The 24,255-nt window shown below is 65.3% G+C and carries 22 protein-coding genes; 8 read left to right on the top strand and 14 right to left on the bottom strand.

Annotated elements, in window-relative coordinates; genetic code table 11:
- Positions 1-78: 78 nt before the first annotated feature.
- The 4 genes from ELY13_RS03670 to ELY13_RS14940 are packed head-to-tail and all read right to left on the bottom strand — an operon-like array spanning position 79 to position 3,906.
- Entirely contained in the window at positions 79-1,047 is a 969-nt protein-coding gene (locus ELY13_RS03670) for an acetyl-CoA carboxylase carboxyltransferase subunit alpha (RefSeq protein ID WP_126172514.1), read from the bottom strand.
- Positions 1,048-1,056: 9 nt separating this feature from the next.
- The gene (locus tag ELY13_RS03665) at positions 1,057-1,932 is read right to left on the bottom strand and encodes a tyrosine recombinase (protein WP_126172513.1); all 876 of its coding nucleotides are present in this window, start codon (positions 1,930-1,932) and stop codon (positions 1,057-1,059) included.
- Between the two features lie 4 nt (positions 1,933-1,936).
- Complete coding sequence (locus ELY13_RS03660; RefSeq protein WP_164549688.1) at positions 1,937-3,772, bottom strand: hypothetical protein; 1,836 nt, start codon at positions 3,770-3,772, stop codon at positions 1,937-1,939.
- Positions 3,769-3,906, bottom strand: a complete 138-nt coding sequence (locus ELY13_RS14940) for a hypothetical protein (protein ID WP_164549687.1) — start codon at positions 3,904-3,906, stop codon at positions 3,769-3,771. The genes ELY13_RS03660 and ELY13_RS14940 overlap by 4 nt, the downstream gene beginning before the upstream one ends.
- A gap of 86 nt (positions 3,907-3,992) precedes the next feature.
- Here ELY13_RS14940 and ELY13_RS03650 point away from each other — a divergent pair, with 86 nt between their 5' ends.
- Together ELY13_RS03650 and aroB are read left to right on the top strand one after the other, a co-directional pair.
- A complete protein-coding gene (locus ELY13_RS03650; RefSeq protein ID WP_206435968.1) occupies positions 3,993-4,562 on the top strand; it encodes a shikimate kinase in 570 nt (189 codons plus the stop codon).
- Entirely contained in the window at positions 4,553-5,656 is a 1,104-nt protein-coding gene (gene aroB / locus ELY13_RS03645; protein WP_126172512.1) for a 3-dehydroquinate synthase, read from the top strand. Before ELY13_RS03650 ends, aroB begins: the two co-directional genes overlap by 10 nt.
- A 16-nt stretch (positions 5,657-5,672) precedes the next feature.
- Here the strand turns inward: aroB and ELY13_RS03640 are convergent, their stop codons facing one another.
- The 3 genes from ELY13_RS03640 to ELY13_RS03630 are packed head-to-tail and all read right to left on the bottom strand — an operon-like array spanning position 5,673 to position 8,166.
- Entirely contained in the window at positions 5,673-6,122 is a 450-nt protein-coding gene (locus ELY13_RS03640; RefSeq protein ID WP_126172511.1) for a DUF488 domain-containing protein, read from the bottom strand.
- 8 nt (positions 6,123-6,130) lie between these two features.
- Positions 6,131-6,643 carry an HIT family protein gene (locus tag ELY13_RS03635; RefSeq protein ID WP_126172510.1) on the bottom strand — a complete coding sequence of 171 codons (513 nt, stop codon included), beginning with the start codon at positions 6,641-6,643 and terminating at the stop codon, positions 6,131-6,133.
- A complete protein-coding gene (locus ELY13_RS03630; protein ID WP_126172509.1) occupies positions 6,640-8,166 on the bottom strand; it encodes an acyl-CoA carboxylase subunit beta in 1,527 nt (508 codons plus the stop codon). The genes ELY13_RS03635 and ELY13_RS03630 overlap by 4 nt, the downstream gene beginning before the upstream one ends.
- A gap of 162 nt (positions 8,167-8,328) precedes the next feature.
- Here ELY13_RS03630 and pgi point away from each other — a divergent pair, with 162 nt between their 5' ends.
- On the top strand, positions 8,329-9,846 hold the full coding sequence (gene pgi / locus ELY13_RS03625) for a glucose-6-phosphate isomerase (protein WP_126172508.1): 1,518 nt from the start codon (positions 8,329-8,331) through the stop codon (positions 9,844-9,846).
- 85 nt (positions 9,847-9,931) lie between these two features.
- On the opposite strand, the gene ELY13_RS03620 is transcribed toward pgi, so the two are convergent.
- Together ELY13_RS03620 and ELY13_RS03615 are read right to left on the bottom strand one after the other, a co-directional pair.
- Positions 9,932-11,164, bottom strand: a complete 1,233-nt coding sequence (locus tag ELY13_RS03620) for an MFS transporter (RefSeq protein WP_126172507.1) — start codon at positions 11,162-11,164, stop codon at positions 9,932-9,934.
- Positions 11,165-11,261: 97 nt separating this feature from the next.
- A complete protein-coding gene (locus ELY13_RS03615; RefSeq protein ID WP_206435967.1) occupies positions 11,262-11,462 on the bottom strand; it encodes a hypothetical protein in 201 nt (66 codons plus the stop codon).
- Positions 11,463-12,131: 669 nt separating this feature from the next.
- Between ELY13_RS03615 and ELY13_RS03605 the strand changes: the two genes are divergently transcribed.
- A complete protein-coding gene (locus ELY13_RS03605; RefSeq protein WP_126172505.1) occupies positions 12,132-13,526 on the top strand; it encodes a DEAD/DEAH box helicase in 1,395 nt (464 codons plus the stop codon).
- Positions 13,527-13,742: 216 nt separating this feature from the next.
- A complete protein-coding gene (gene gorA / locus ELY13_RS03600; protein ID WP_126172504.1) occupies positions 13,743-15,089 on the top strand; it encodes a glutathione-disulfide reductase in 1,347 nt (448 codons plus the stop codon).
- Positions 15,090-15,137: 48 nt separating this feature from the next.
- Here gorA and corA read toward each other — a convergent pair whose 3' ends face one another.
- A complete protein-coding gene (gene corA / locus ELY13_RS03595) occupies positions 15,138-16,106 on the bottom strand; it encodes a magnesium/cobalt transporter CorA (RefSeq protein WP_126172503.1) in 969 nt (322 codons plus the stop codon).
- 130 nt (positions 16,107-16,236) lie between these two features.
- Here corA and lepB point away from each other — a divergent pair, with 130 nt between their 5' ends.
- From lepB to era, 3 genes are all read left to right on the top strand, one after another.
- Complete coding sequence (gene lepB, locus ELY13_RS03590) at positions 16,237-17,064, top strand: signal peptidase I (RefSeq protein ID WP_126172502.1); 828 nt, start codon at positions 16,237-16,239, stop codon at positions 17,062-17,064.
- On the top strand, positions 17,058-17,729 hold the full coding sequence (gene rnc / locus ELY13_RS03585) for a ribonuclease III (RefSeq protein WP_126172594.1): 672 nt from the start codon (positions 17,058-17,060) through the stop codon (positions 17,727-17,729). The genes lepB and rnc overlap by 7 nt, the downstream gene beginning before the upstream one ends.
- 84 nt (positions 17,730-17,813) lie before the next feature.
- The gene (gene era / locus ELY13_RS03580) at positions 17,814-18,743 is read left to right on the top strand and encodes a GTPase Era (RefSeq protein WP_126172501.1); all 930 of its coding nucleotides are present in this window, start codon (positions 17,814-17,816) and stop codon (positions 18,741-18,743) included.
- A 29-nt stretch (positions 18,744-18,772) separates the two neighbouring features.
- Here the strand turns inward: era and ELY13_RS03575 are convergent, their stop codons facing one another.
- The 4 genes from ELY13_RS03575 to topA form a co-directional block, all read right to left on the bottom strand.
- A complete protein-coding gene (locus tag ELY13_RS03575; RefSeq protein ID WP_126172500.1) occupies positions 18,773-19,384 on the bottom strand; it encodes a hypothetical protein in 612 nt (203 codons plus the stop codon).
- Positions 19,385-19,446: 62 nt separating this feature from the next.
- Positions 19,447-20,802 carry an MFS transporter gene (locus ELY13_RS03570; protein WP_241233521.1) on the bottom strand — a complete coding sequence of 452 codons (1,356 nt, stop codon included), beginning with the start codon at positions 20,800-20,802 and terminating at the stop codon, positions 19,447-19,449.
- A 125-nt stretch (positions 20,803-20,927) separates the two neighbouring features.
- The gene (locus ELY13_RS03565; protein WP_126172498.1) at positions 20,928-21,557 is read right to left on the bottom strand and encodes a hypothetical protein; all 630 of its coding nucleotides are present in this window, start codon (positions 21,555-21,557) and stop codon (positions 20,928-20,930) included.
- Between the two features lie 9 nt (positions 21,558-21,566).
- Positions 21,567-24,176, bottom strand: a complete 2,610-nt coding sequence (gene topA, locus ELY13_RS03560; protein ID WP_126172497.1) for a type I DNA topoisomerase — start codon at positions 24,174-24,176, stop codon at positions 21,567-21,569.
- Positions 24,177-24,255 lie beyond the last annotated feature (79 nt).

Genomic DNA, 24,255 nt, shown 5'->3' with positions numbered 1-24,255 from the left:
GTTCTCCACGAATGGGCGGCTTATCCTGCCGCTGCCGTCATCCTGTAACCCGCCCTCCGGCGCCGCGTTCCCGATCCGCTAGCGCAGACGGCGCCGGGGTTGTCCCACTCCGATCCCGAGGAACCGGTCTTCCCGCATCCGGCGGAGCTGCCGCGCGGTTTTCCCGGAAAGAGCATCAAGCTCTTCACCGATCGCTTGCGCCAGCGCTTCCGCGGTTACCTGCGGATCGCGATGCGCACCGCCCACCGGCTCCGGCACAATCCGGTCGATCACGCCGAGCTGGTGCAGGTCCTGGGCCGTGACTTTCATCGCTTCGGCTGCCTGCGGCGCCTTTTCGGCAGTGCGCCAGAGGATGGAGGCACTGCCTTCCGGCGAGATCACCGAATAGATCGCGTGCTCCAGCATCAGCACGCGTTCTGCGCTGGCAAGCGCGACCGCGCCGCCGGAACCGCCTTCGCCGACGATCGTCGCCACCATCGGCACCGGCAGGGCAAGGCACGCCTCGGTGGAGCGGGCGATCGCTTCGGCCTGCCCACGCTCTTCCGCTTCGATTCCCGGGAAGGCGCCCGAGGTATCGACCAGGGTTACGACCGGAAGGCCGAATCGTCCGGCCATCTCCATCAGGCGAATCGCCTTGCGATACCCTTCCGGTTTGCCCATCCCGAAGTTGTGCTTCAGCCGGGTCTGGGTGTCGTGACCTTTCTCATGGCCGATCAGCATCACCTTGCGGCCGCCCAGCCGGGCAAAGCCGCCAAGGATCGCCTGGTCTTCCCCGTAATGACGATCCCCGCCCAGCGGCACGAAATCCTCGAACACCGAGTTGACGTAATCAAGGAAGTGCGGGCGCGCGGGGTGGCGGGCCACTTGCGTCTTCTGCCAGGGCGAAAGCGAGGCATACGTGCTTTTCAGCAGGTCCTGGCTTTTGCGTTCGAGCCGCTGCAGCTCCGCGGTGATGTCGATGCCGTCGCCTTCGGCGGAAGCGCGCAGTTCGGAGATACGCGCTTGAAGCTCTGCAACCGGCTTCTCGAATTCGAGATAGGAAATCATTGCGTCCCGCTAGTCGCGACCAGCGCGCTGGGCAAGAGGATGCCGCTCATTGACGAGTGCCACCAGCCGCGCTGAGTCGACGTGGGTGTAGATCTGAGTGGTGGCAATGTCCGCATGGCCGAGCAAGGTCTGCAGCACCCGCAAGTCCGCTCCGCCTTCCAGCAGGTGCGTGGCGAAGGCATGGCGCAAGACGTGCGGACTGATCTTCTGCGGGTCGATCTTGGCGCGCGCGGCCAGATCCCGCAGCACCTGAAACAAGCGAACGCGCGAAAGATGCCCCCCGCGTGAGGGGAACAGGAAGTGTCCTTCCGGGCGAATCGCAAGCCAGCGGGACAGGGCCTGCTTCGCCCGGCCCGATACCGGTACCATCCGCTGCTGCCCGCCCTTGCCAGTCACAGTCAGAAAGGGCGCATCGCGGGGGACGGCGGACAGCGGCAGGGACACCAGTTCGGTTGCTCGCAAGCCGGACCCGTAAAGCAGTTCCAGCAAGGTCAGCAAGCGCACGGCCTCGCTTCGCTCGCTTTCCGCTTCCCGCTCGGCTTGCGCAAACAGGGTTTCCACATCGTCATGCCCAAGGATTCGCGGCAGCGGCCGCCGTGTCACCGGGCGCGGCAAAGCGGCGGATGGATCGTCCTGCCGAAGCCCTTCATCGAGCAGGAAGCCATAGAACTGCCGCAAGGCCGATGCCTTGCGCGCTACACTGGCCGGGGCGAGTCCGGACCATGCGGCACCAAGCGAAGCCAGGGAATCGCGGCTCGCGGCGGCCAGATTTCCGATCGCGTCTTCCGCCCCTTCAAGGTCGCGGCGATAAGCCGCGATCGTGTTGGCGGCAGCTCCCCGCTCCGCCGCAAGCATGGCAAGGAAGTCCTCGATCGGCTGGGCGATGGCGTTATCCCCGCGCCACAGCCTCAGCCGCGATCATCCGTGCTTCGGCATTGAGCCCGGCCCGGTCCAGCGCGCGGACGATGTGGTAAAGCTGGCGGCCGGTCATGCGGTCCCAACCCTCGCCTTGCATCCCGACGGCAGCCAGCAGTGCGACCAGCGCGGCGTTCTGGCTTTCCGCCGCGAGCCCGATCGTGCGGCTCCAGGGGCTTTCCCGAACCAGGTTGACCCCCAAGCTACGGGAGAAATCGTTCACGGCGTCGTCCTCCAGCCGCCCCAGCCCGGCCAGCGCCGCGAACAGGAACCGGCTCTTGCGCAAGCCGGTGCTGCCGTCATTGTCGACGTAATCGGCCAGTGCACTGGTCGGCACAGCTTCGCTCAAGGCGGGATCGGCGACGGCAAGCAAGCCCCAGCCTTCGCTGCCCGGCTCCAGCACCGGCCTCCACCGCACCGCGTTGCGATCCAGTCCTGCCGTCAGCATGGAGGCGATCAACGGCGGCGCTTCCTCGGCCAGTTCCTCGGCCACGGGCATCCGCGCCGCGGCGTAGGCCGTCAGCACTTGCTGGCCGTAATCCCGATCTGAGCCCCACAACTCCTCAATCGCCGCCATTCGTGCCGCCGGGCTCTGGGCGAGATAAGCGTCGCGCAGACGGTCGGCGCGTGCGTTCCACCGCGCATCCATCTCGCTGTCGGCCCAGACTTGCGAGTAGAGATCCACTATCGCCGCTGAGGAGAGAATGCCCGCCCGGGCGGCCTCATCCGCAACGGCGATCCTCTGCGCCAGCGGGACCGAAGGAAGCAGCACCGAGGCGTAGTTGTACCAGTTTTCCGCATCGGTCCGCAGCGCCTCGGGAATTTCCACGCCAAGCGCGGCGGCCAGGCTGAACCGCCAGGGGTTGAGCGCCTCCACCTCATCCCATTCGATGTTCACCGCGCGGCGTCCCTGACCGGCCGCACCAGCGTAACGCTGCGCGAGCAGCACATCGATTCGCGGCGCGAGGCCGTAATAGAACATCCGGTCGAGCTCCCGCTCAGCCCGTTGTTCATCGCCCGAGAAGGACGCGCAGATCGACCGCGCCATCTGCCATTCGGGATCGTCGCGCAAGCTCGTTTTCAGCTGCAGGACCGGGCAGATGCCGAGTACGTCGCCAGTGCCGAGGTACGCATCGAACGCGGCGTTGGCGAGCGCGGTGTTGTAGTTGGCGGAATCGACGTCCTGCACCAGGGCGCGCGCGGCCTGCCCCTCCCCCATCCGGTTGAGCAGCCCCGCCCGCAGCGCGGCGAAATCCACCGGGTCCATGCCCTGGGGTGCATTCAGCCGGCTGGCTACGACGCGGCGCAGCAGGATGTGGCCCCAGCGCGAGACCAGCGGACCTTCGGTGGCGGTGATCGCCGCACGCACCAGCGACGCGGGCTGCGCGGCCAGTGCATCGACCGGGAAGCCCTGTTCTTCAGGCCCGATCACCCCGATCTGCCGGGTGGCCCACTGGGCTTCGGGGGGAATGTCGTACTTCGGCTTCAACCCGAACAGCTCGTCCACTTCCTCCGGGCTCATCGCCTCGATCTCGGCCAGCGAAGGAAACCCTTCGGGCAAGCCGGATGTCGCGGCACGGGGAGCCGGGGCCGGGGCCGGCGCGGGAGCAGGTGTGGGCGCGCGCCGGGGAAGCGGCTGCACCACCGGCTCCGACGTGGGCGCGGGTCTCGGGGTCGGTGTAGGAGAAGGCGCCGGGGCGGGTGCCGGCGCCGGGGTGTCGAACCCGGGCGGCAAAAGCGACTGAGGACCGGCGATCGCCAGCGTGGAAGAAAGCGCCAGCGCCGCGCCCGTCAACAAAAACCGCTTCATCCCATTCCCTCCGGCAGCCTGACCGGTTGTTCGATCAGACGCTGCGGTTCACGGCCGCCATCGTACCAGGCCACCGCGAGGAACGCGATCAGCAGCAACAGCAGAACACTTATCCAGACAAGCTTGCGGCCCATTGCCACCTGTTCGCACTTTGCGGCCGTGTACCCGTCCCGCAGCCTAACTTGCGCCCGGCCCTAGCCTATCTATAGGCATGGCGGCAATGACCATCGAGCCTCCCGAACTTTCCGATGCCGCGATCAAGTCGCTGACCCGGCGGCTTGACCGTCCGGTCGTGCTGGTCGGCATGATGGGAGTGGGCAAGTCCACGGTCGGCCGCAAGCTTTCCGCCTTGCTCGGCACAAGTTTCACCGATGCGGATGACGAGATCGAACAATCGGCTCACATGCCGATCACAGACATCTTCGAAGTCTTCGGGGAGCCCTATTTCCGCGACGGTGAGCGGCGGGTGATCGCACGCATCCTGGAAGCTGGACCGGGCGTGCTCGCCACCGGCGGGGGCGCGTTCGTCCAGCCGGAAACCCGCTCCCTGATTCTGGAGCGCGGAATTGCCGTGTGGCTCGACAGCGACGTGGACACTCTCGTTGAGCGGACCGGGCGCAGGGATACGCGGCCCTTGCTGCGCGGCGGCGATCCGCGCGAAATCATCGCACGGCTCAAACGCGAACGGGAACCTGCCTATTCGCAGGCGCCAATCAAGGTCACCAGCACCGCGGGCCCGCACCAGAATGCGGTGCTCGACATTCTGAAGGCACTCGACGCATGGCTGTAATCCCGGTTGAACTCGCCGGCCGTTCCTATGAGGTCCGGGTTGGTCCCGCCCTGCTCGGCACACTGGCTGCACAATGCGGGCCGCTGCTGCGCAAGGCGCGCGTGCCGATTGTCACCGACAGCACGGTCGCGCGGCACTGGCGCGGCGCGGTGGAGACTTCGCTGCGCGAGGCCGGACACGATCCGCGCTTCCTGGTGCTCGATCCCGGAGAAGGTGCCAAGAGCTGGGAAACCCTCGCCCGTACGGTGGACTGGCTGCTGGCCGAGGAAGTCGAACGCGGCGATCACATCCTTGCGCTCGGCGGCGGAGTCATCGGCGATCTTACCGGGTTTGCCGCAGCGATCCTGAAGCGCGGCTGCGGCTTCATTCAGTTGCCGACCACCCTGCTTGCCCAGGTCGATTCGAGCGTTGGCGGCAAGACTGCAATCAATACCCCTGCGGGCAAGAACCTGGTCGGCGCGTTCCACCAGCCGGCGCTGGTGCTGGCCGATCTCGACGCGCTCGGCACCCTTCCGGTGCGCGAAATGCGCGCCGGGTACGCCGAGGTCATCAAGTACGGCATCCTGGGCGACGCCGTCTTCTTCGCCTGGTGCGAACAAAACGGGCCAAACGTCTTCGCCGGCGACCGCGCTGCGCAGGATCATGCCGTGACCGCCAGCGTGAAGGCCAAGGCGCGGATCGTCGCGGAAGATGAGCGGGAGACGACCGGCGCGCGCGCCCTGCTCAACCTCGGCCACACCTTCGGCCACGCGCTGGAAGCGGAAACCGGGTTTTCGGACCGTCTCCTGCACGGAGAAGCGGTCGCGCTGGGCATGGTGCTCGCCGCCTTCTATTCGGCGCGGCGCGGCCTGATGGCGGAAGCGGAAGCCGAGCGGGTAAAGCGCGCCATCGCCGCCGCCGGCCTGCCAAATGACCTGGCTACGCTCGGCCTCGACTGCGACGGAGCAACGCTCGCCGCGCACATGCTGCACGACAAGAAGATGGACGCGGGCACCCTGCCCTTCGTGCTGCTGCGCGGGATCGGCGATGCATTTCTTGACCGCGCAGTGTCGCTGGACGACGTCGCCGCATTCCTGGACGAACAACTGCGTTAGCCCAGCCGAGCCGCGCTCAGGGAAGAAGCGCCGGCTCCAGATCGATGGTTTCGAAGTCCGCCAGCAGTGCTTCGATCAGCAGGCGGCGGTGGCACTCCGCCGCGCGTCGTTCATAGCACAGCAGCGCCACTCGCTTCTCTCCCGCAAGCGTGCGCAATTCGGCCATCTGGGCCAGCGCTTCGGGCAATTCGAGCTGGCCCGAATAGATTCGCGCCAGTTCGGGCCCATCCCCCCGGCGTGCCGCCGCCCGCCCATCGGCAGGTGTGCCCAGGTGCCTGAAGTGGCGGTAGGCGATCCCCGCCTCCTCGACCGCCGCCTTCAGCGAGTTCTTGGAGAAGCCGGGCCGGCGGGACAGCGGCAGGTAACGAATGTCGGCAAGTACTTCGACGCCTGCCTCCCGCAGGGCTCCAACCAGCGAATCCTGCGTCGCCTGTTCATATCCGATGGTGAAGACGGTCGAGTTCACCTCAGGTCTCAGCCTGTAGCGCGCTGACGCTCGGTGGCGGCGCCGTCTGCATTGGCGCTCCCCTGGTGGAAACCCGCTTCAGCGAGCCCTGCGCAAATCCGTTCCGCCCACCGGGAGCGTTCCTCATCGCTCGCCTTCGGCCGCGGCGCGAAAGTTACATCCTGCTGCACGATTTCCCGGCCGGACGTCATGTCGCTCGATTCATGAATCGGGAAGACGTGCGCATGGGCATGCGCAACATCGCCGCCACTGAAGGCGAAGGCAATTCGCTCCACCCCCGAAAGCTCCTGCACGACGCGCGCCAGCTTCTGCCCGACGACGGCAATGTGGGCCAGAAGCGGTTCCGGCAAATCCACGAAGTAGGGATGGTGCTCCCGCGGGATCACGAGGACATGGCCGGGGCGGATCGGTCGGAGATCGAGGAAGGCGACCACACGATCGTCCTGCCACACGAACTGTTCCGCCTTCTCCCCCTGCCCAACGGCACAGAAGAGACAGAAGTCGTGGGACGAATTGCTCACAGCGGCAGGTTGTCGTGCTTCTTCCACGGATTCTCCAGGCTCTTGTTCCGCAGTTTTCGCAGACCCAAAGCGATCCGCCGCCGGGTCGAATGCGGCACGATCACCTCGTCGATATAGCCGCGTGATGCCGCGATGAAGGGGTTGGCGAAGCGGTCCTCATACTCCTTCGTCTTCTCCGCGATCTCTTCGGCGGAAAGTCCCCGGAAAATGATCTCCACCGCGCCCTTGGCGCCCATCACCGCGATCTCGGCAGTCGGCCATGCGTAATTGAGATCCCCGCGCAGGTGCTTGGACGCCATCACGTCATAAGCCCCGCCATAGGCCTTGCGGGTAATGACGGTGATCTTGGGGACGGTCGCCTCGGCATAGGCGAACAGCAGCTTGGCCCCGTGCTTGATGATCCCGTTATGCTCCTGCGCGGTGCCGGGAAGGAATCCGGGCACATCCACAAAAGTCACGATCGGAATACCGAAGGCATCGCAGAACCGCACGAAACGCGCGGCCTTTTTCGATGAGTTGATATCGAGCACCCCGGCCAGCACCATCGGCTGATTCGCCACGACGCCCACCGTGCGGCCTTCCACCCGGCCGAAGCCGCAGATGATGTTTGCGCCGTGGTTGGGTTGAATCTCGAAGAACTCGCCTTCATCGACCACTTTTCGCACCAGCTCGTGCATGTCGTACGGCTGGTTGGCATTTGCCGGGATCAGCGTGTCGAGGCTTTCCTCCAGCCGGTCCCACGGGTCGTCGCAAGGCCGATCCGGTACGCCGCTGCGGTTGTTTTCCGGTAGGTAGGAGATGAACTCACGCGCTGCCATCAGCGCCTCTATGTCGTTTTCCAGGGCGAGATCGGCGACTCCGGTCCGCGTGGTGTGAGTGACTGCCCCGCCCAGTTCCTCCTGCGTGACCACCTCGTTGGTTACGGTCTTCACTACTTCGGGGCCGGTGACGAACATGTAGGAGGAATCCTTCACCATGAAGATGAAGTCCGTCATCGCCGGGGAATAGACCGCCCCGCCCGCACACGGCCCCATGATAAGGGACAGCTGCGGCACCACCCCACTGGCCAGCACGTTGCGCTGGAACACCTCGGCGTACCCCGCAAGGCTGGCGACGCCTTCCTGGATGCGCGCGCCGCCGGAATCGTTCAGCCCGATCACCGGCGCGCCGACCTTCATCGCCATGTCCATGATCTTGCAGATCTTCTGCGCGTGCCGTTCCGACAAGGACCCGCCGAACACGGTGAAATCCTGGGAAAAGACGAACACCAGCCGCCCGTCGATCGTGCCGCTGCCGGTTACGACTCCATCCCCTGGAATGCGCTGCTCCGCCATGCCGAAGTCGGTGCAGTTGTGCTCGACATACATGTCGAGCTCCTCGAACGATCCTTCGTCCAGCAGGACCAGGAGGCGTTCCCGCGCCGTGAGCTTGCCCTTGGCGTGTTGGGCGGCGATCCGCCGTTCACCCCCGCCGAGGTGGGCGGCGGCGCGGCGGCGTTCGAGTTCGCCGATATTGCCGGACATGCTCTCTCCCCAGGGCCGAAGGTAGCGGCCCAAAAGTTGCGCCTGAAAGTTGCTGGCGTAACCGGACACGGCCGCCCGGGCAAGGGAGCGTTTCCGGTTCCAAATGGATGCCGGAGCGGCTAGCCATCCGGCATCCTACTACACACCCTTCAGGAGATCGGCATGAGCATACCGCACGGCGAGGCATGGCAACGGATCGCGACCGAGACGGTTCCCACCCTTACCGAATTGTTCGCCGCCGACCCGGAGCGGGTTTCCCGCTTGTCCGGTCGGATCCAGCTGGACCAGGGCAGCGTGCTGTTCGACTGGTCGAAGACCCACCTGACGGAAGGACTGATCGCCGGGTTCGAACAGCTGGCCGAAAGCGCAGGTTTCGATGAAATGCGCCGCCGCTTGTTCGCCGGTGAGGTCGTGAACCCGACCGAAGGCCGCGCCGCTGAACATTCCGCCCTGCGCGGGGTGGGCAACGTGGCGAGCGTGGAGGAAGCCTCCGCGCTGCGCGAAAGAATGCGCCTGCTGGTCCAGGCGATTCACGAAGGCGCGCTGGGGGAAGTGAAGCACCTGATCCACATCGGCATCGGCGGCTCGGCACTCGGTCCCGCGCTGGCGGTCGATGCGCTGACCCACGACCTCGCGCTGGTGGATGTCCATGTCGTGTCGAACATCGATGGCGTCGCGCTGGAACGGGCGTTTGCCGCCTGCGATCCCGCAACGACTCTGATCGCGGTTGCCTCAAAGACCTTCACCACCATCGAGACGATGACCAACGCGCAAAGCGCGCTGCGGTGGCTGGAGGAAAACGGCGTTCAGGATCCCTATGGCCGGGTAATCGCGCTGACGGCTTATCCGGAAAAAGCGGTGGAATGGGGCGTGGACGAAACCCGTGTCCTTCCGTTCGCCGAAAGCGTCGGCGGGCGGTATTCGCTGTGGTCCTCCATCGGCTTTCCCATCGCGCTGGCGATAGGGTGGAACGATTTCGAAGCGTTCCTCGATGGCGCGGCCACGGTGGACCGGCACTTCCACAGTGCGAACGGCGCAGCCAACCTGCCGCTGCGCGCAGCCTTTGCCGATCAGTACTATACCCGTCTCCGCCAGGCCCAGACCCGCGCCGTATTCGCCTACGATGAAAGGCTGGGTCTGTTTTCCGACTATCTCCAGCAGCTGGAAATGGAGTCCAACGGCAAGAGCGTGACCGCCGAAGGCGATCCCGTGGACGCGCCGACATCGCCGATTACCTGGGGCGGCGTCGGCACCGACGCACAGCATGCGGTGTTCCAGCTTCTGCACCAGGGCACTAACCTGGTGCCGGTGGACTTCATCGCCTCGATCGCGCCCGGGGACGATCTCGACCCGGCGCATCACCGAATCCTGCTGATGAACTGCTTTGCCCAGGGCGCGGCGCTGATGGCCGGCAGGCAGAGCCCGGACCCGGCCCGGTCCTATCCGGGAGACCGTCCGTCAGCCACGATCCTGTGCGACGATATCGATCCCGCCACGCTCGGCGCGCTGATTGCCTTCCACGAACACCGCACGTTCGCCAACGCTGTCCTGATGGGGATCAACCCGTTCGACCAGTTCGGCGTGGAACTGGGCAAGGATATCGCCAAGAAGATCGAAAAGGGCGGCGAAAGCTTCGATCCAAGCACCGAAAACCTGCTGCAAATGGCCGGTCTCGGCTGAAGCTTCGGGGCGTGAAGGCGCTATCCCGCCTTTACGCCCCGCACGGTGCCGGGAACAGCGCATCTCACGCTGAGCAGACCTGATCTTAGGCGGGTTGCGGCGCTTCATGCGCCGGCATCGGGAATAGGAGGCCGATCAACGGCAACACGATCATCCCGGCGCCCGAGGCTGCCAGTGCGGCAGCGACCCCGTGGGTTTCCGCGAAGTGACCCCACAACCAGCTGCCAAGCGCAATCCCGCCAAAGGTCAGGCTGGAAACCAGCGCCACGATCCGCCCAACGACCTCACGCGGGGACCACAATTGCCCGGCTACCGAGAATCCGGACAAAGCCTGAACCCAGCCCGCCCCAGCGATCACCAGCAGGGTCAGCATCGGCACCAGTCCGGGCTGCAGGGCGATCCCGATGCTGCCGATTCCATAGATGATACCCGCCATGCGGATGATCGCCTCCCCGCTGTAGCGGGCGCGGAACCATGTGCTCGTCAACGCGCCGATCACCGCGCCCAGCCCCAGCGCGCCCAGCAGCAGGCCATAGACTGCCGATCCGCTGCCGAGCATATCGGACGCGACCAGCGGCATCAGCGCCCAGGCGGCGGCACCGGTCGCCGTAAAGGTCACCGCGCGCAACAGAATCGTGCGGATCTGCGCTGAGCCGAACGCATGGCGGAACCCCTCGCCGATCACCGCGTGCAACCGGCGGCGCGGTTTTGGCTCAGCCGGTGCCGGCTGCCAGCGCCACAGCACCACGATCACCATGAGGTAGCTCAGCGCATTGGCGACGAACGCCGCCCCTGCCCCTCCGACGGACACGATCGCTCCACCAAGGGCCGGGCCCGCAGTGCGCGCGAAGTTGAAGGCAAGGATGTTCAGCGCCACCGCCGCGGCCAGTTCCGTTCGCGGAACGATGCTGCCGATGGAAGCGGCCAGCGCCGGATTGAAGCACGCGACGCCGGAGGCCAGCAGCGCGGTCAGCCCGATAATCGCCAGTGGCGGAGTGATCCCGGCAAATGCCAGCACGACCAGCACGATCGAGACCAAAAACATCGCTCCTTGCGCGAGAAGCATCACGATCCGGCGGTCGAACATATCGGCCCAGGCTCCGGCAGGCAGGGCCAGGAGCATGATCGGCAGATTGGTCGCGGTCTGCACCAGGGCGATGACGTCTGCCGGCTGGCCGGTCGCGGTCAGTTGCCAGGCGGCGCCGACGGATTCGATCGCATTGCCGAAGTTGGACAGCAGGCTGCCGATCAGGATCAGCAGGAACGCGCGATAGGCCAGGGGCCGGAAGGTGGCGGAGCGGATCAGGGCTTGCGGCATCGCGCCCGGTTCTGGCGCTGGCAGCTTGAGTCCGCAATGGCGGAGGAGGAGTTATGAACTCAGCAGTGAACCGAGAAGGCGTTGAGGCTTCTAAGCGTCAGGCGCAGAAGTCCGGCACAGCGGCACGGGACACATCGACGAACGGGTAATCGCGCGCGCCCAGCTCTCGGCGCAGGCTCACGATCTCTGAGGCATAACGGCGGGCGTCGGCGACATGCCTTTCCCGCTCACCCGTAAGCTGCCCACTGGCGTTCATCAGAGCAAGCTGGTGCTCGAACAGAAGCTGGTTCATGTCCATGAAGGTTTGCCCTCCTGCCTTCCCATGGCCACGTCGCGTGCCCGGTCGGCCCGGTCTTTCGCGACCGAACGGGCAAGGCGGGCCATCTGCCGCCACGCTGTGGCCGATCGGCGGGCCCGGTCGCGCACGTTCGCAAGCTTGGCTGATTTCGCTTCGGCAGCGGCTTCGCGGGCGCGGGCTTCACAGAATTCGGAACTCTGTTGCAAGTTATCTCTCCAGTTGCTTGCTTCGAACAAGGGGCCGAACAAAGGTCGCAGGCACGCTTCTTCGGAAATCCGCCCGGGATCGGGCCGAAGCGTAGGCAGCGGTTCCTGTCGGTCGTGCTCCAATGCCTTCGTGGCGGAGGAGTGCGTCTTTGTTCCCGGCGGAAGGCACCGTGCCAACCCGTCGCGTTTCTTCGACAACGGTGGAGCTCTTCTACCACAGTATGTGCAAAACACCTAATTCAAGCCGTTTTTGTGGGACTTCAGCGGGCGTCGGATTGACTTTTCGCGCATCCGGTCCCACATGGCCTCCATCGAAGCGCGCAGTAGCGTGAACAGGCGGTTTGCCGCCCCGGCAGTGCTTCGGTTCTTTACAGAGCTTCCCTTTTCACGCGGGTTGTTCCAACCCGCGGATGCGCGCGCCTGTTGGGCTGCGCGCCGCCGCATTGCATGCGAGTTTTCCAAAATGACATTCGAAACACTCGGGCTTTCACAGCCCGTTCTCCAGGCGCTCGAGCTGAAAGGCTACGATACGCCTACCCCCATCCAGACCCAGTCGATCCCGACTGTTCTGCAGGGCCGCGACCTTCTCGGCATCGCTCAGACCGGCACCGGCAAGACGGCGGCATTCATGCTGCCGTCGATCGACCGTCTGGTCGCCGCGAACAAGCAGCCGCGTCGCCGCTGCTGCCGGATGCTAGTGCTCGCCCCGACGCGGGAACTGGCCGGCCAGATCGCCGACAGCGCTCGCGATTATGCCCAGTTCGCTCATCTCAAGATTGCCACTGTGTTCGGCGGCACCTCGGTAAATCGCAACCGGCAGGAACTGGCGCGCGGCGTCGACATCCTGATCGCCACGCCGGGACGCCTGGTCGATCTTGCCGATCAGGGCGCGCTTGACCTCAGCGAAGTCGAGATCCTCGTGCTCGACGAAGCGGACCAGATGCTGGACCTCGGGTTCATCCACGCGCTGAAGAAGATCGTCGGCCTGCTTCCCAAGCAGCGCCAGACGCTGTTCTTCTCCGCCACGATGCCCAAGGCGATCAAGGATCTTGCCAGCCGCTACCTGACCGATCCGGCGCAAGTCTCCGTCGCACCGGCAGCCACGACCGCCGAGAAGGTGGAACAGCTGGTTGCCTTCTGCGAACAATCGGAAAAGCAGGCGCTGCTTACCATCGTGCTGCGCGAAGGATTCGCGTCGCGCGAGATGGACCGCGTGCTCGTGTTCACCCGCACCAAGCATGGGGCCGACCGCGTCGTTCGCAAGCTGGCAGCGACTGGGATCAAGTCCAACGCGATCCACGGTAACAAGAGCCAGCCGCAGCGCGAACGCGCACTGGACGAATTCCGCCAAGGCAGCGTCAAGGTACTGGTCGCAACCGATATCGCCGCGCGCGGGATCGATGTGTCCGGCGTCAGCCACGTGGTGAACTTCGAACTGCCGAACGTGCCGGAACAATACGTCCACCGGATCGGCCGCACCGCGCGCGCCGGGGCCGATGGCATCGCGATCAGCTTCTGCGCGCCGGATGAACGTCCGTACCTCAAGGACATCCAGAAGCTGACCAAGGTCACGCTGGAGCAGGTTCCCCTGCCGGAGAACTTCCGCGCGGAAGTCGAGCGGGTCAAGGCCGTTGCTCCCGCCGATCCGCGGGAGGAACGCGGTGAACGCCGCCGTGAAGGCTACAACGGTCCGCGCGTCAAACCGCGCCCCGCCGGTGCTGCCGCGGATCGCGACGGTGCGAAGCCGCAGCGTTCCAATCGCGGCGGCCGGCCTGGCGAAAACAACGGCGGTCAGCGCCGCCGGCGTGGCGGCGCAGGCCGCTCGGGCGGCGGCGCGCCCTCTGCTGCCCGCAGCTGAGGACACGACTTCCTGTCGCGCACCCAAGGCTGCAAACGCGATGCGCTTGCCGCTGGCGCGCGACAGGAAACGCCTGATGCCCGGGGCGCCGTTTCCCGCTACGACACTGCAACACCCGGCTGACTTCGTCCTTCGGATCGAAGTCCGCCGGGACGGCTGAAGGCTTCACATCGCACGTCCTAGCGATTAGCGCAGCCTGGCGCGAAGGGAGCAATCATGGCCAATTTCGACTACGATCTATTCACCATCGGTGCCGGTTCCGGCGGCGTGCGGGCAAGCCGCGTGGCAGCCGCCCACGGCGCGCGAGTCGCGGTGGCGGAGGAATACCGGGTCGGCGGAACCTGCGTGATCCGCGGCTGCGTCCCTAAGAAGATGCTGGTCTACGGCGCGCACTTTGCCGAAGACCTGGAAGACGCCAAGCGGTTCGGCTGGCAAATCGAAAACCCGACCTTCGACTGGCGGATCCTGCGCGACAACGTGCTGGCCGACGTCGACCGGCTGAACGGCCTCTACACCCAGACGCTGGATAACCACGGCGTGCGGATCATTGACCAGCGGGCAAAAGTCACCGGACCGAACGAGGTAACGCTGGCCGACGGCAGCCGGATCACCGCGAAGTATATTCTGGTTTCGGTCGGCGCCCGGCCCATGATTCCCGATTGCCCGGGGCACGAGCTTGGCATCACGTCCAATGAGGCATTCCACCTCGACGCCTTGCCCAAGCGTATCCTGATCGCCGGCGCGGGCTACATCGCCAACGAGTTCGCGGGAATCTTCAACGAGTTCGGCTCCAAGGTCACCCTCATCAACCGGTCCGACAAGCTGCTGCGCGGCTATGACGAGACGCTGACCGGCCGCCTGCTCCAGATCTCCCTCGCCAAGGGAATACAGTTCCGCTTCAACGCGGCCTTCCGGGGAATCGAGAAGAACCTGGACGGCACCTTGCGCGTGTCGATGACCAATCATGACGACATGGAAGTCGATTGCGTGATGTACGCCATCGGCCGCGTGCCCAACACCGAAGGCCTTGGCCTGGAAAACGTCGGCATCGAACTGGGCGAGCGCGGCGAGATCAAGGTCGACGAATTCAACAAGTCGAGCGTGGAAAGCATCTATGCGGTCGGTGACGTGACCGACCGGGTCCAGCTGACTCCAGTCGCGATCCGCGAAGGGCAGGCGTTTGCCGATACGGTGTTCGGCGGCAAGCCGAGCAAGGTCAGCTATGACCACGTGCCCAGCGCGGTGTTCAGCCATCCGCCGCTGGCGGGCGTCGGCATGACCGAAAGCGAAGCGCGCAACACGCTGGGTTCGATCAAGGTGTACCAGTCGGACTTCCGTCCGATGAAGAACGTGCTGGCCGGACGCAACGAACGCGCACTCTACAAGATGATCTGCGAAGGCGAGAGTGAGCGGATCGTCGGCATCCACTTGCTTGGCCCGGATGCGCCCGAGATTCTCCAGGCTGCCGCAGTCGCGGTGAAGGCCGGGCTGACGAAAGCCGATTTCGACGCGACGATTGCAATCCACCCGACGATGGCGGAAGAACTCGTCCTGCTCCGCTGAGCAAAAGCGATTTTCCGGGTCGGGTCATGCAACCTGACCCGGATCGCTCTAGAGCCAGCCGGACTTCCGGAATCGGAGCCACAACGTCAGGCAGATCAGCGCGATCAGGCCCAGCACGGCAAAGTACCCGTATTCCCAGCGAAGCTCCGGCATGTGTTCGAAATTCATGCCGTAGATCCCTGCAATTGCGGTGGGGACGGCAAGGACCGCCGCCCAGGCGGCCAGCTTGCGCGTGATCTGGTTCTGCTGCTGCTGCTCGATCAGCGCGCTGGTTTCCATGACCGAGCTCAGCACCTCCCGCATCAGGCCGGTCATCGTCTCCACCCGCCGCACGTGGTCCAGGACATCGCGGAAGTAGGGGCGAACCTCCGGATCGATCGCCGGCAGTTCCAGGTTTACCAGCCGGGCGCAGACATCTTCCATCGGGATCAAGATGCGCTGCAAGTGGAGCAAATCGCGCCTGAGGCTGAACAGGCGCCGCGTCTCTTCCAGAGACAATCCCGAATTTAGCGCCAGCCCCTCCAGATGCTCCACTTCCGCGCTGACACCGTCGATCAGCGGGAAGTACTGATCCACGATCAGGTCCAGCAGGGCGTGGAGCACGTAGTCCACCCCGTGGGCCAGCAGCTCCGGCCGCTCTTCCAGGCGGGACCTGAGACTGGCATGCCCTTGATCGGACCCATGGCGAACCGTGACGATGTGATCGGCGGACAGGAAGAACGCCGTTTCCCCGAACACGATCCGTCCATCGCGTGCCGTGGCCGTACGCGCGACCACGAACAGCTGATCGCCATAGACCTCGATCTTGGGCAACTGATGGGCGTGCAGCGCGTCCTCCACCGCCAGCGGGTGCAGGCCGAAGCGCTTGGCGCAGACGCGCATTTCCTCCTCGTTCGGCTCCAGCAGGCCGACCCAGGTGAAATCGCCCCGGTGGCTGGTCCGCGGTTCGGCCGGCGACAACGCAACCTCCGCGGTGCGCTTCCCGTCCCTGTACTCGTACGCGGCCACCACGGTCATGGATCGTCCTTTTCATCCCCGAAGCTTTGCTGCGCCTGTAAGGCGTGACCGCGGCCGCGCCAATCGAAACGCAGGTGTGGTCCGGCGGGTAACGCTTGACGATCGTGGCCGCCGCCAACAAGAGCGCGCAATGGACCAGACCCCGCCCGCGCCCGTTGCGGAAAAGCCTCGCAAGGAAAAGGAGGAAGACAGCTTCGTCGTCTTCGTCCTGAAGCTTGCAATCGTGGTGATCGTGTTTCGCAGCTTCATCTTCTCGCCATTCAGCATCCCAAGCGAATCGATGCTGCCGCGGCTGTGGGACGGCGATTACCTGCTGGCGGCAAAATGGCCTTATGGCTTTTCCAGCGCATCCCTGCCCTTCGGCGTGCCGCTGATTCCGGGACGCATCCTCGCGAATGCGCCGGAACGCGGGGACACCGCGATCTTCAAGCATCCCATCGACGGAACCGACTACATCAAGCGGGTGATCGGCGTGCCGGGGGACCAGATCGCCATGCGGTCCGGCACACTGTTCATCAACGGCTCCGCCGTGCCCAAGCAGAGGGTCGAAGACTTCGTCATCCCCGTCTCGCCCAACACGTTCTGCGCGGAGCCCCGTTTTGTCAGCCGCGCCGCAGATGGTACCGCAGTGTGCCGCTATCCCCAATATCGGGAGACGCTGCCGAACGGGGTCAGCTACAACATCCTCGACTTCGGCCCTACCGCGCAGGATACGACCGACCCTGTCGTCGTTCCGGAAGGGATGGTGTTCATGATGGGCGATAACCGCGACAACTCGCTCGACAGCCGGTTTCCGGCAACGCCCGGCGGCGGCGTCGGGCTGGTGCCGCAGGACCGGCTGATCGGCCGCGCCACCGTGATGATGTGGTCCACCGACGGTTCGGCCGAATGGTACAACCCCATCAGCTGGTTCACCGCCGCACGGTGGGACCGGATCGGGCAATGGATCGCATGGTGAGCCTGCCCCCGGAAACCCGCACCTGGCTTGAAGGAATCGGGATAGACCCGCAGGACGAAGCGCTCTGGCTGGAAGCCCTGACCCACGGCAGCACCGCGGAACCGCGCAATTACGAACGGCTGGAATTCCTCGGCGACCGGGTCCTTGGCCTTTCCATGGCCGAATGGCTGTACCGACGAAACGATGGCCCCGAAGGCAAGCTGTCGCAGCGGTTGAATGCGCTGGTCGCCCGGACAACCTGTGCGTCGATTGCGCGGGACATCGGGCTTCCGCCCCATGTCCGCCTTGGCAAGCAGGCGCGGGAGGACGGCGGGGCGGACAGTGACAACATCCTGGGTGACGTGATCGAGGCGCTACTGGGGGCCAGCTTCCTTGAACGCGGCTTCGAGCCCAGCCGCGATCTGGTCCACCAAATCTGGAAGGACACGTTCGAAAGCGACGCGGGCCGCCGCAAGCACCCGAAAAGCGCTCTGCAGGAATGGGCCGCCGGCAACCGCCGCAAGGGCCCGGAATACGAAGTGGTCGATCGTTCCGGCCCCGATCACGCGGCGAAATTCACCGTGCGCGTCTCCGTGCACAAGGTCGGCGCGGTCGAGGCCGAAGGTCCCAGCAAGCAGGACGCCGAAACCGAGGCTGCCCGGCGCTTCATGGAGCGGTACGGATGATCGCGATTACCGCATCTCTCCTCTCCCGTTTTCCCGGCGTGCCGACTGGCCGCTTTCTCCTCTTCCTTGCCGAGTAACGCCCCAATGACAGACACCCCTTCAACTAACCCCGAACAGACCAAAGCGCCCCACTGCGGTGTCGTCGCCGTGATCGGCCCGCCGAACGCGGGGAAGTCGACCCTGGTCAACCAGCTGGTCGGGCAGAAGGTCGCGATTGTCTCGGCCAAGGCGCAGACCACCCGCGCCCGGCTGCTCGGCATCGCGCTCTGCGGCGACGCGCAGATCATCCTGGCCGATACGCCCGGCATTTTCGCACCCCGCAGGCGGCTTGATCGCGCCATGGTCCAGGCGGCCTGGGAAGGCGCACACGAGGCCGACGCCATCCTGCTGGTGGTCGATCCGATCAAGCAGCGCCGACACCAGCTGGAACCCCTGCTGGAAGTCCTCAAGGACCGTCCGGAGCGCAAGCTGCTGGTGCTGAACAAGGTCGACGTGAGCAAGAAGGAGCCGCTGCTGACGCTGGCGCAGGACCTGACCGGGAAAGTCGATTTCGAAGAAGTGTTCTTCGTTTCGGCGATCACCGGCGAAGGCGTGGACCAGCTCAAGAACCGTCTCGCCTCCCTGATGCCGGAAGGGCCTTGGCACTATCCGGAAGATCAGGTGTCGGACGCCAGCGAACGCCTGATGGCGGCCGAGATCACGCGTGAACAGCTTTACCGCCAGCTGCACGAGGAGCTGCCCTACGACAGCGCCGTCCGGCCCGAAGCGTACACGCACCGGAAAGACGGCAGCGTGGAAGTCCACCAGGTGATCGTCGTCGGCCGGGAAACCCAGCGCCCGATCGTGCTTGGCAAGGGCGGGCAGCGGATCAAGGCCATCGGCGAAGCGGCCCGCAAGGAATTGAGCGAGCTTCTGGGTGTGAAGGTGCATTTGTTCCTCCACGTGAAGGTAGAGGAAAACTGGTCCGAAAGCCGCGAGGTCTACGAGGAAATGGGCCTCGACTGGGTGAAGTAGAGCGGTTTTTCAGGCAACGCGCGGTTGCTCTAGTCAGGAAGAGCGGGTCCTTCGGGGACGAAAGCGACGGTGAAACTGCGGGCATGGCGGACAGGAACGCCGGGTTGCGGCTCCAGCTTCGGCAGCTTGATATCGGCCAGATAGGCGCACGCAGCTTCGGAGAACGGGTCCGGCGGACCTTCGGGCTCGCAGGCAAGCAGCCGCCCCTGTTCGCCGATCACGACGGTAAGTTCCGCTCTTCTTTCGGGAGAACCCGGCGCCACAGCCGATGTCTGCAGCTGGATGTCGGCAGGGAGCGAAACAGCCTTCAGCGCCCCCATGAACCTTTGGCGCAGATGGGGTGCGTCCGTAAACGATATGGTCGTCTGCAGCATTGAATGTAGGGTGTTTCCCTGCGGGTCGGTTGCCGGGCGGATTTTCCGCCGCGTCAAAAGCTTGCACATCCGGTCCGCAGTGTCTTCGTCGCCCGCAACAGCCAGAACGCGGCAGTCGAGGATCCCGCCTTTGGGATCGACCATGATCGAAACCTTGGCCCCCGTATTCAGGCTGCGCCCACTGCCCATGTCGATCGCCAGGGATTGCACCAATGGCATTCCCAATGCAGGCAGCGTGATCGAAGCCGCGACAAGAAGTGAAAACACCAGCGCACCCCTTCAGTTAAACCGCTCCGGAGCGCTAGCGCTGACGGTCCATTTTCAACGCGTCACTCCCGCGCCAGCGAAGCTCGCCCGCCCGCTGCCATCACCGAGCGGAACCGCACAAGGCTACACAGCGCCGCCACCAGCGCAAGCGCGCAGGCGAACAGCATCGGCCACGGGCCCAGCCCCAGTCCGGCCGCCAGCAGGATGCCGACCAGCGCTGCCGCTAGGGTCTGGCCCGAAAGGCGTGAAGTGGACAGCAACCCGCCCGCCGCGGCCGCACGGTTCTTCGGGGCCTGCCCAATCAGCAGCCGTGAGTTCGGGGCGAAGAACAACCCGAAGCCGAGCGCGCACAGCGCCAGCCGCCAGGCGATGCCGAACGGGCCCGGCTGATCGGGCATGAAGGCGAGCAGCAGCAGGGCGACGACGGCAATCCCCATGCCGGTCACCCCCAGCTTGGTCGCCGCGATGCGATCCGACAGCCACCCGGCCGCAGGGGCAACGATCAGCATCGTCAGCGGGAACGGCAGCAGCAGTAGGCCGACCTCGTCCGGGGCATAGCCCATTCCTTCCTCGAACAGGAACGGCAGCGACAGAAGCAGGGAACCGGACGCGACGAAGGCGCAGACGGCCGCCAGCGCCGAAAGGCCGATCACCGGCTTTGCCATCAGGTCCACCGGCACGACCGGGTTCGCCCGCTTCCGCTCTCGCCGGACCAGCAGGACCGCCGAAGCCACGCCCGCAAGCGAGAGGCCGATCCCCGCCACCGCTCCGCCGCCATGCGTGCCGATCTGGAGGCCTCCGATCAGCAGCAGCACGGTCACCGCGCTCCACAAGCCGCTGGCCCATTCGGGTTTGCGCGCGATCTTTACCGGATCAGGCAAGGCCCGGCCAAGCAGCAGGGAAACGCCCGCCAGCGGCACGGCGGCCACGAACACCCAGTGCCAGTCCAGATGGGCGACGATATAGCCGCCGAGCGTCGGCGCGAGCGCCGCAGAAGACGCAACCACCACCGAGTTGATCCCCATCCCGCTGCCAAGGCTGCGGGCGGGATAAGCCTCACGCAGCATCGCCGCCGAAACGCTCAGCGCCATTCCCGCACCCAGCGCCTGGACTGCCCGGGCTACAAGCAGCCAGCCGAAGCTGGAGATCAGCATCACCATGGCAGAGGAGACGAGAAACAGCGCCTGCCCGATCTGGTAAAGCGTGCGGTGCCCGACCCGGTCACCGAGGCTGGAAAACGGCAGCAGCACCATCACCAGCACCAGCTGGTAGACGGTCACCACATTGGTCACGGCGCCGTTGTCGACCCCAAGCTCCCGCGCAATCGTGGGCAGCGCGACGTTGGCAATCGCTCCATCGACCACGAACAGCGCCGTGCCGAACGAGATCGCCGCAATCGCCCAGACGCGCCGCGGCATCGGCAGCCCGTCCTGAACTGCCGGAGCCGTACTACTCCCATCCCCGGCCGAACGGGGCGGGTTCTTCTGATCACGTGGCTGGAGCATAACGACGAGAACGGTTGGGTATGCGAAAGGTCCCTGCCCTAGCCGGCCTGTTGGGAAGACGGTTCGCCTGCGTTTGCCTCGAACCGGACCTTCACTTCCCGAACATGGGAGACCGCTTCGCCTGAATCGGCGACGGGCGGGAAGGTGATCCCGCCGGCCTGCTGGCATGCAATGTCGCCGAAGGGTGCGGGGGCATCAGCCACGTGCTCGCACAAGGTCACAGCCCCGCTCTCGTCCACCAGCGCCGTTACCGGAAGGTCCAGCGCTTCCCCGGCATCCGCTGGCAACCGGTTGACGGTCAGTCGAATGTCGGGGCTCGCGGTCACCTCCTTCACCGCGCGGCCCATCTTCGTCTCGGGAAGAGCCAGGGAGATGTAGGTCTCGATCACCCCAACAGCCGGCTGCCCGTCCGGGCCCGCTGCAGGCCGGAAACGCGGGTTTGCTTTCTCGATCAGCGAACACATGCTCCGCCCAAGCTTCTCATCCCCCACGACGGCGCCGACCGTGCAGGAACGAAGCTTGCGGTCAGGCGGGACCACCAGCGTCACCACCGCGCCCGCGGAACGCCCATCGCGCAAAGCATCCCGTGGATACATTCGGTCGATCGCGGGCGTAGCATTGGGATCAAAGCTCGCCGCGACAAGCGCACTGGCCAACAGTATCGACATGCGTCCTCCTCAGGAATCGCCCTCTGCGGCCTTCTTTTCGGCCGCAGCCTTCTTGGGCGCAGCTTTCTTCGCTGGAGCCTTTTTTGCCGCCGTCTTCTTGGCGCCTTCCTTTTTGGCCGGAGGTTTCTTGGCAGCCGCCTTCTTCGCCGGGGCTTTCTTCTTCTTCGCGGGCCCCTTGGCTGCGCGGGCGTCGATCAGTTCGATCGCCTGCGCTTCCGTCAAGTCTTCCGGTTTCATGTCCTTTGGCAGGGTCGCGTTGGTCGTCCCGTCGGTGACGTAGGGGCCATAGCGGCCCGCCATCACCTTCATTTCGCCCGCGCTGGTAGGGTGCGCGCCCAGCGTCTTGATCGGCTCCGCCTTGGCGCGCTGGCCCGGACCGCGATTGGCCGCTTCCGCCAGCAGGGTAACCGCCGCGTTCATGCCGGTTTCGAACACGTCGCGGGTGGACGTCAGCTTGGCGTACTTGCCATCATGGGCAAGGTACGGACCATAGCGCCCGATGCTGGAGGTGATCGGCTTGCCGCTTTCAGGGTGCTGGCCGATCTCGCGCGGCAGGCTCAGCAGCCGCACTGCCCATTCCAGATCAAGCTCCTCCAGGTCCTTGGGAATGGAGGCGCGCTTGGCCTCCTTGCCCTCTCCCTGCTGGACGTAGGGCCCGAAACGGCCAACCTTGCGCTGGATTTCCTCTCCGGTCTCCGGATCGGTGCCCAGCACTTCGTCCTCACCCGCATCGGCGCCTTCCGCGCCGCCTTGCGCGAAGCGGCGGGTATACTTGCATTCTGGATAGTTGGAGCACGCGACGAACGCACCATAGCGTCCGCCGCGCAGCGCCAGCCGTCCGCCATCGCATTGCGGGCAGCGGCGTGGATCGGTGCCGTCCTCCGTCCTGGGAAACAGGTAATCGGACAGGAATTCGTCCAGCACCTCGGTGATTTCGGAGGGCTTGCGCTCCATGACTTCGTCGCTCTTCGGCTTGAAGTCGCGCCAGAAAGCCTCAAGCACCTTCTTCCATTCGGCCCGGCCGCCGGAGACGTCATCCAGTTCCTCTTCCATCTCGGCGGTGAAGTCGAAGCCGACATAGCGGGCGAAGAACCGTTCCAGAAATGCCGTTAGCAGCCGGCCCGATTCCTCGGCGAAGAAGCGGTTCTTCTCCATCCGTACATAGCTCCGGTCCCGCAGCGTCTGGATGGTGGAAGCGTAAGTGGACGGACGCCCGATGCCGAGTTCTTCAAGGCGCTTGACCAGGCTCGCTTCCGAAAAGCGCGGCGGCGGCTGGGTGAAGTGCTGCGTGGCCGTGACGTCCTTCTTCGCCGGGGCATCGCCCTTGCGCATCAGGGGCAGCAAGTTGCTGTCGTCGTCGTCGTCCTTCTGGTCGCGCCCTTCCTCGTACACCGCCAGGAAGCCGGCGAACTTCACGACCTGCCCAGTGGCACGCAGCTCATGCCGGCCAGTGGGATCGCGCAGCGTCACTGTGGTGCGCTCCAGGCTGGCGGCGGCCATCTGGCTCGCCATCGCGCGCTTGAAGATGAGGTCGTACAGCTTCGCTTCGTCGCCCGAACCGGCGCGGTCGCGGGTGAACTCGGTCGGGCGGATCGCCTCGTGCGCTTCCTGCGCGTTCTTCGCCTTGGTGGAATAGTGGCGCGGCTGTTCGGGCAGGTAGTGCCCGTCATACCGATCGGCGATCGCCTTGCGGCAGGCGGAAATCGCGCTCGGGTCCATCTGGACGCCGTCGGTCCGCATGTAGGTAATCGCGCCGGCTTCATACAGGTTCTGCGCCAGCCGCATCGTGTGGCTGGCAGAATAGCCGAGCTTGCGCGCCGCTTCCTGTTGCAGGGTGGAGGTCGTGAACGGCGGCGCCGGATTGCGCTTTAGCGGCTTGGTCTCGACATCCTCGACCGTGAAGCGGCCTTCCTCGACCGCCTTCTTCGCCGCGTCGGCCATTCCCTTCTCGCCGATCGACAGCCGGTCCAGCTTCTTGCCGTCGAATGTCACGAGCCGGGCGTCGAACTCGGTCCCGTCCTGCTCCATCCGCGCGACGACGGACCAGTATTCCTGCGGGATGAACGCTTCGATCTCCCGCTCCCGCTCCACGATCAGCCGCAGGGCGACCGATTGCACGCGGCCCGCGCTCTTGGCACCGGGCAGCTTGCGCCACAGCACGGGGGACAGCGTGAACCCGAACAGGTAATCCAGCGCGCGGCGGGCGAGATAGGCATCGATCAAGTCGGTATCGAGCTGTCGCGGCGCCTTCATCGCATCCGTCACCGCCTGCTTGGTGATCGCGTTGAACGTCACGCGCTCCACTTCCTTGGGCAGCGCGCGGCGGCTCCTCAGCAGTTCCTGCACGTGCCAGCTGATCGCTTCCCCTTCGCGGTCAGGGTCGGTGGCGAGGATCAGGCGGTCGGCCTTCTTCGCCGCATCGGCGATCGCCTTCACCCGCGACTGCTTGTCGCGGTACATCTCCCAGTCCATCGCGAAGTCTTCATCCGGGCGGACGGAGCCATCCTTCGGCGGCAAGTCGCGGATGTGCCCGTAGGAAGCGAGGACGGTGAAATCCTTGCCGAGGTACTTTTCGATGGTCTTGGCCTTGGCCGGCGATTCGACGATGACGAGCTGCATGGAATTCCAATGATATTGTGCGGGCCGGTGATGGCTTACGCGTATGTGTACGCGTGAAGGTGGGTCGCGGTTGGCATCT

The sequence above is a fragment of the Altericroceibacterium xinjiangense genome (genome assembly GCF_003958635.1).
Classification (GTDB): domain Bacteria; phylum Pseudomonadota; class Alphaproteobacteria; order Sphingomonadales; family Sphingomonadaceae; genus Altericroceibacterium_A; species Altericroceibacterium_A xinjiangense.
Note: the sequence above shows the minus strand (reverse complement) of the source record. Positions and strands in the feature narration are given on the sequence as shown.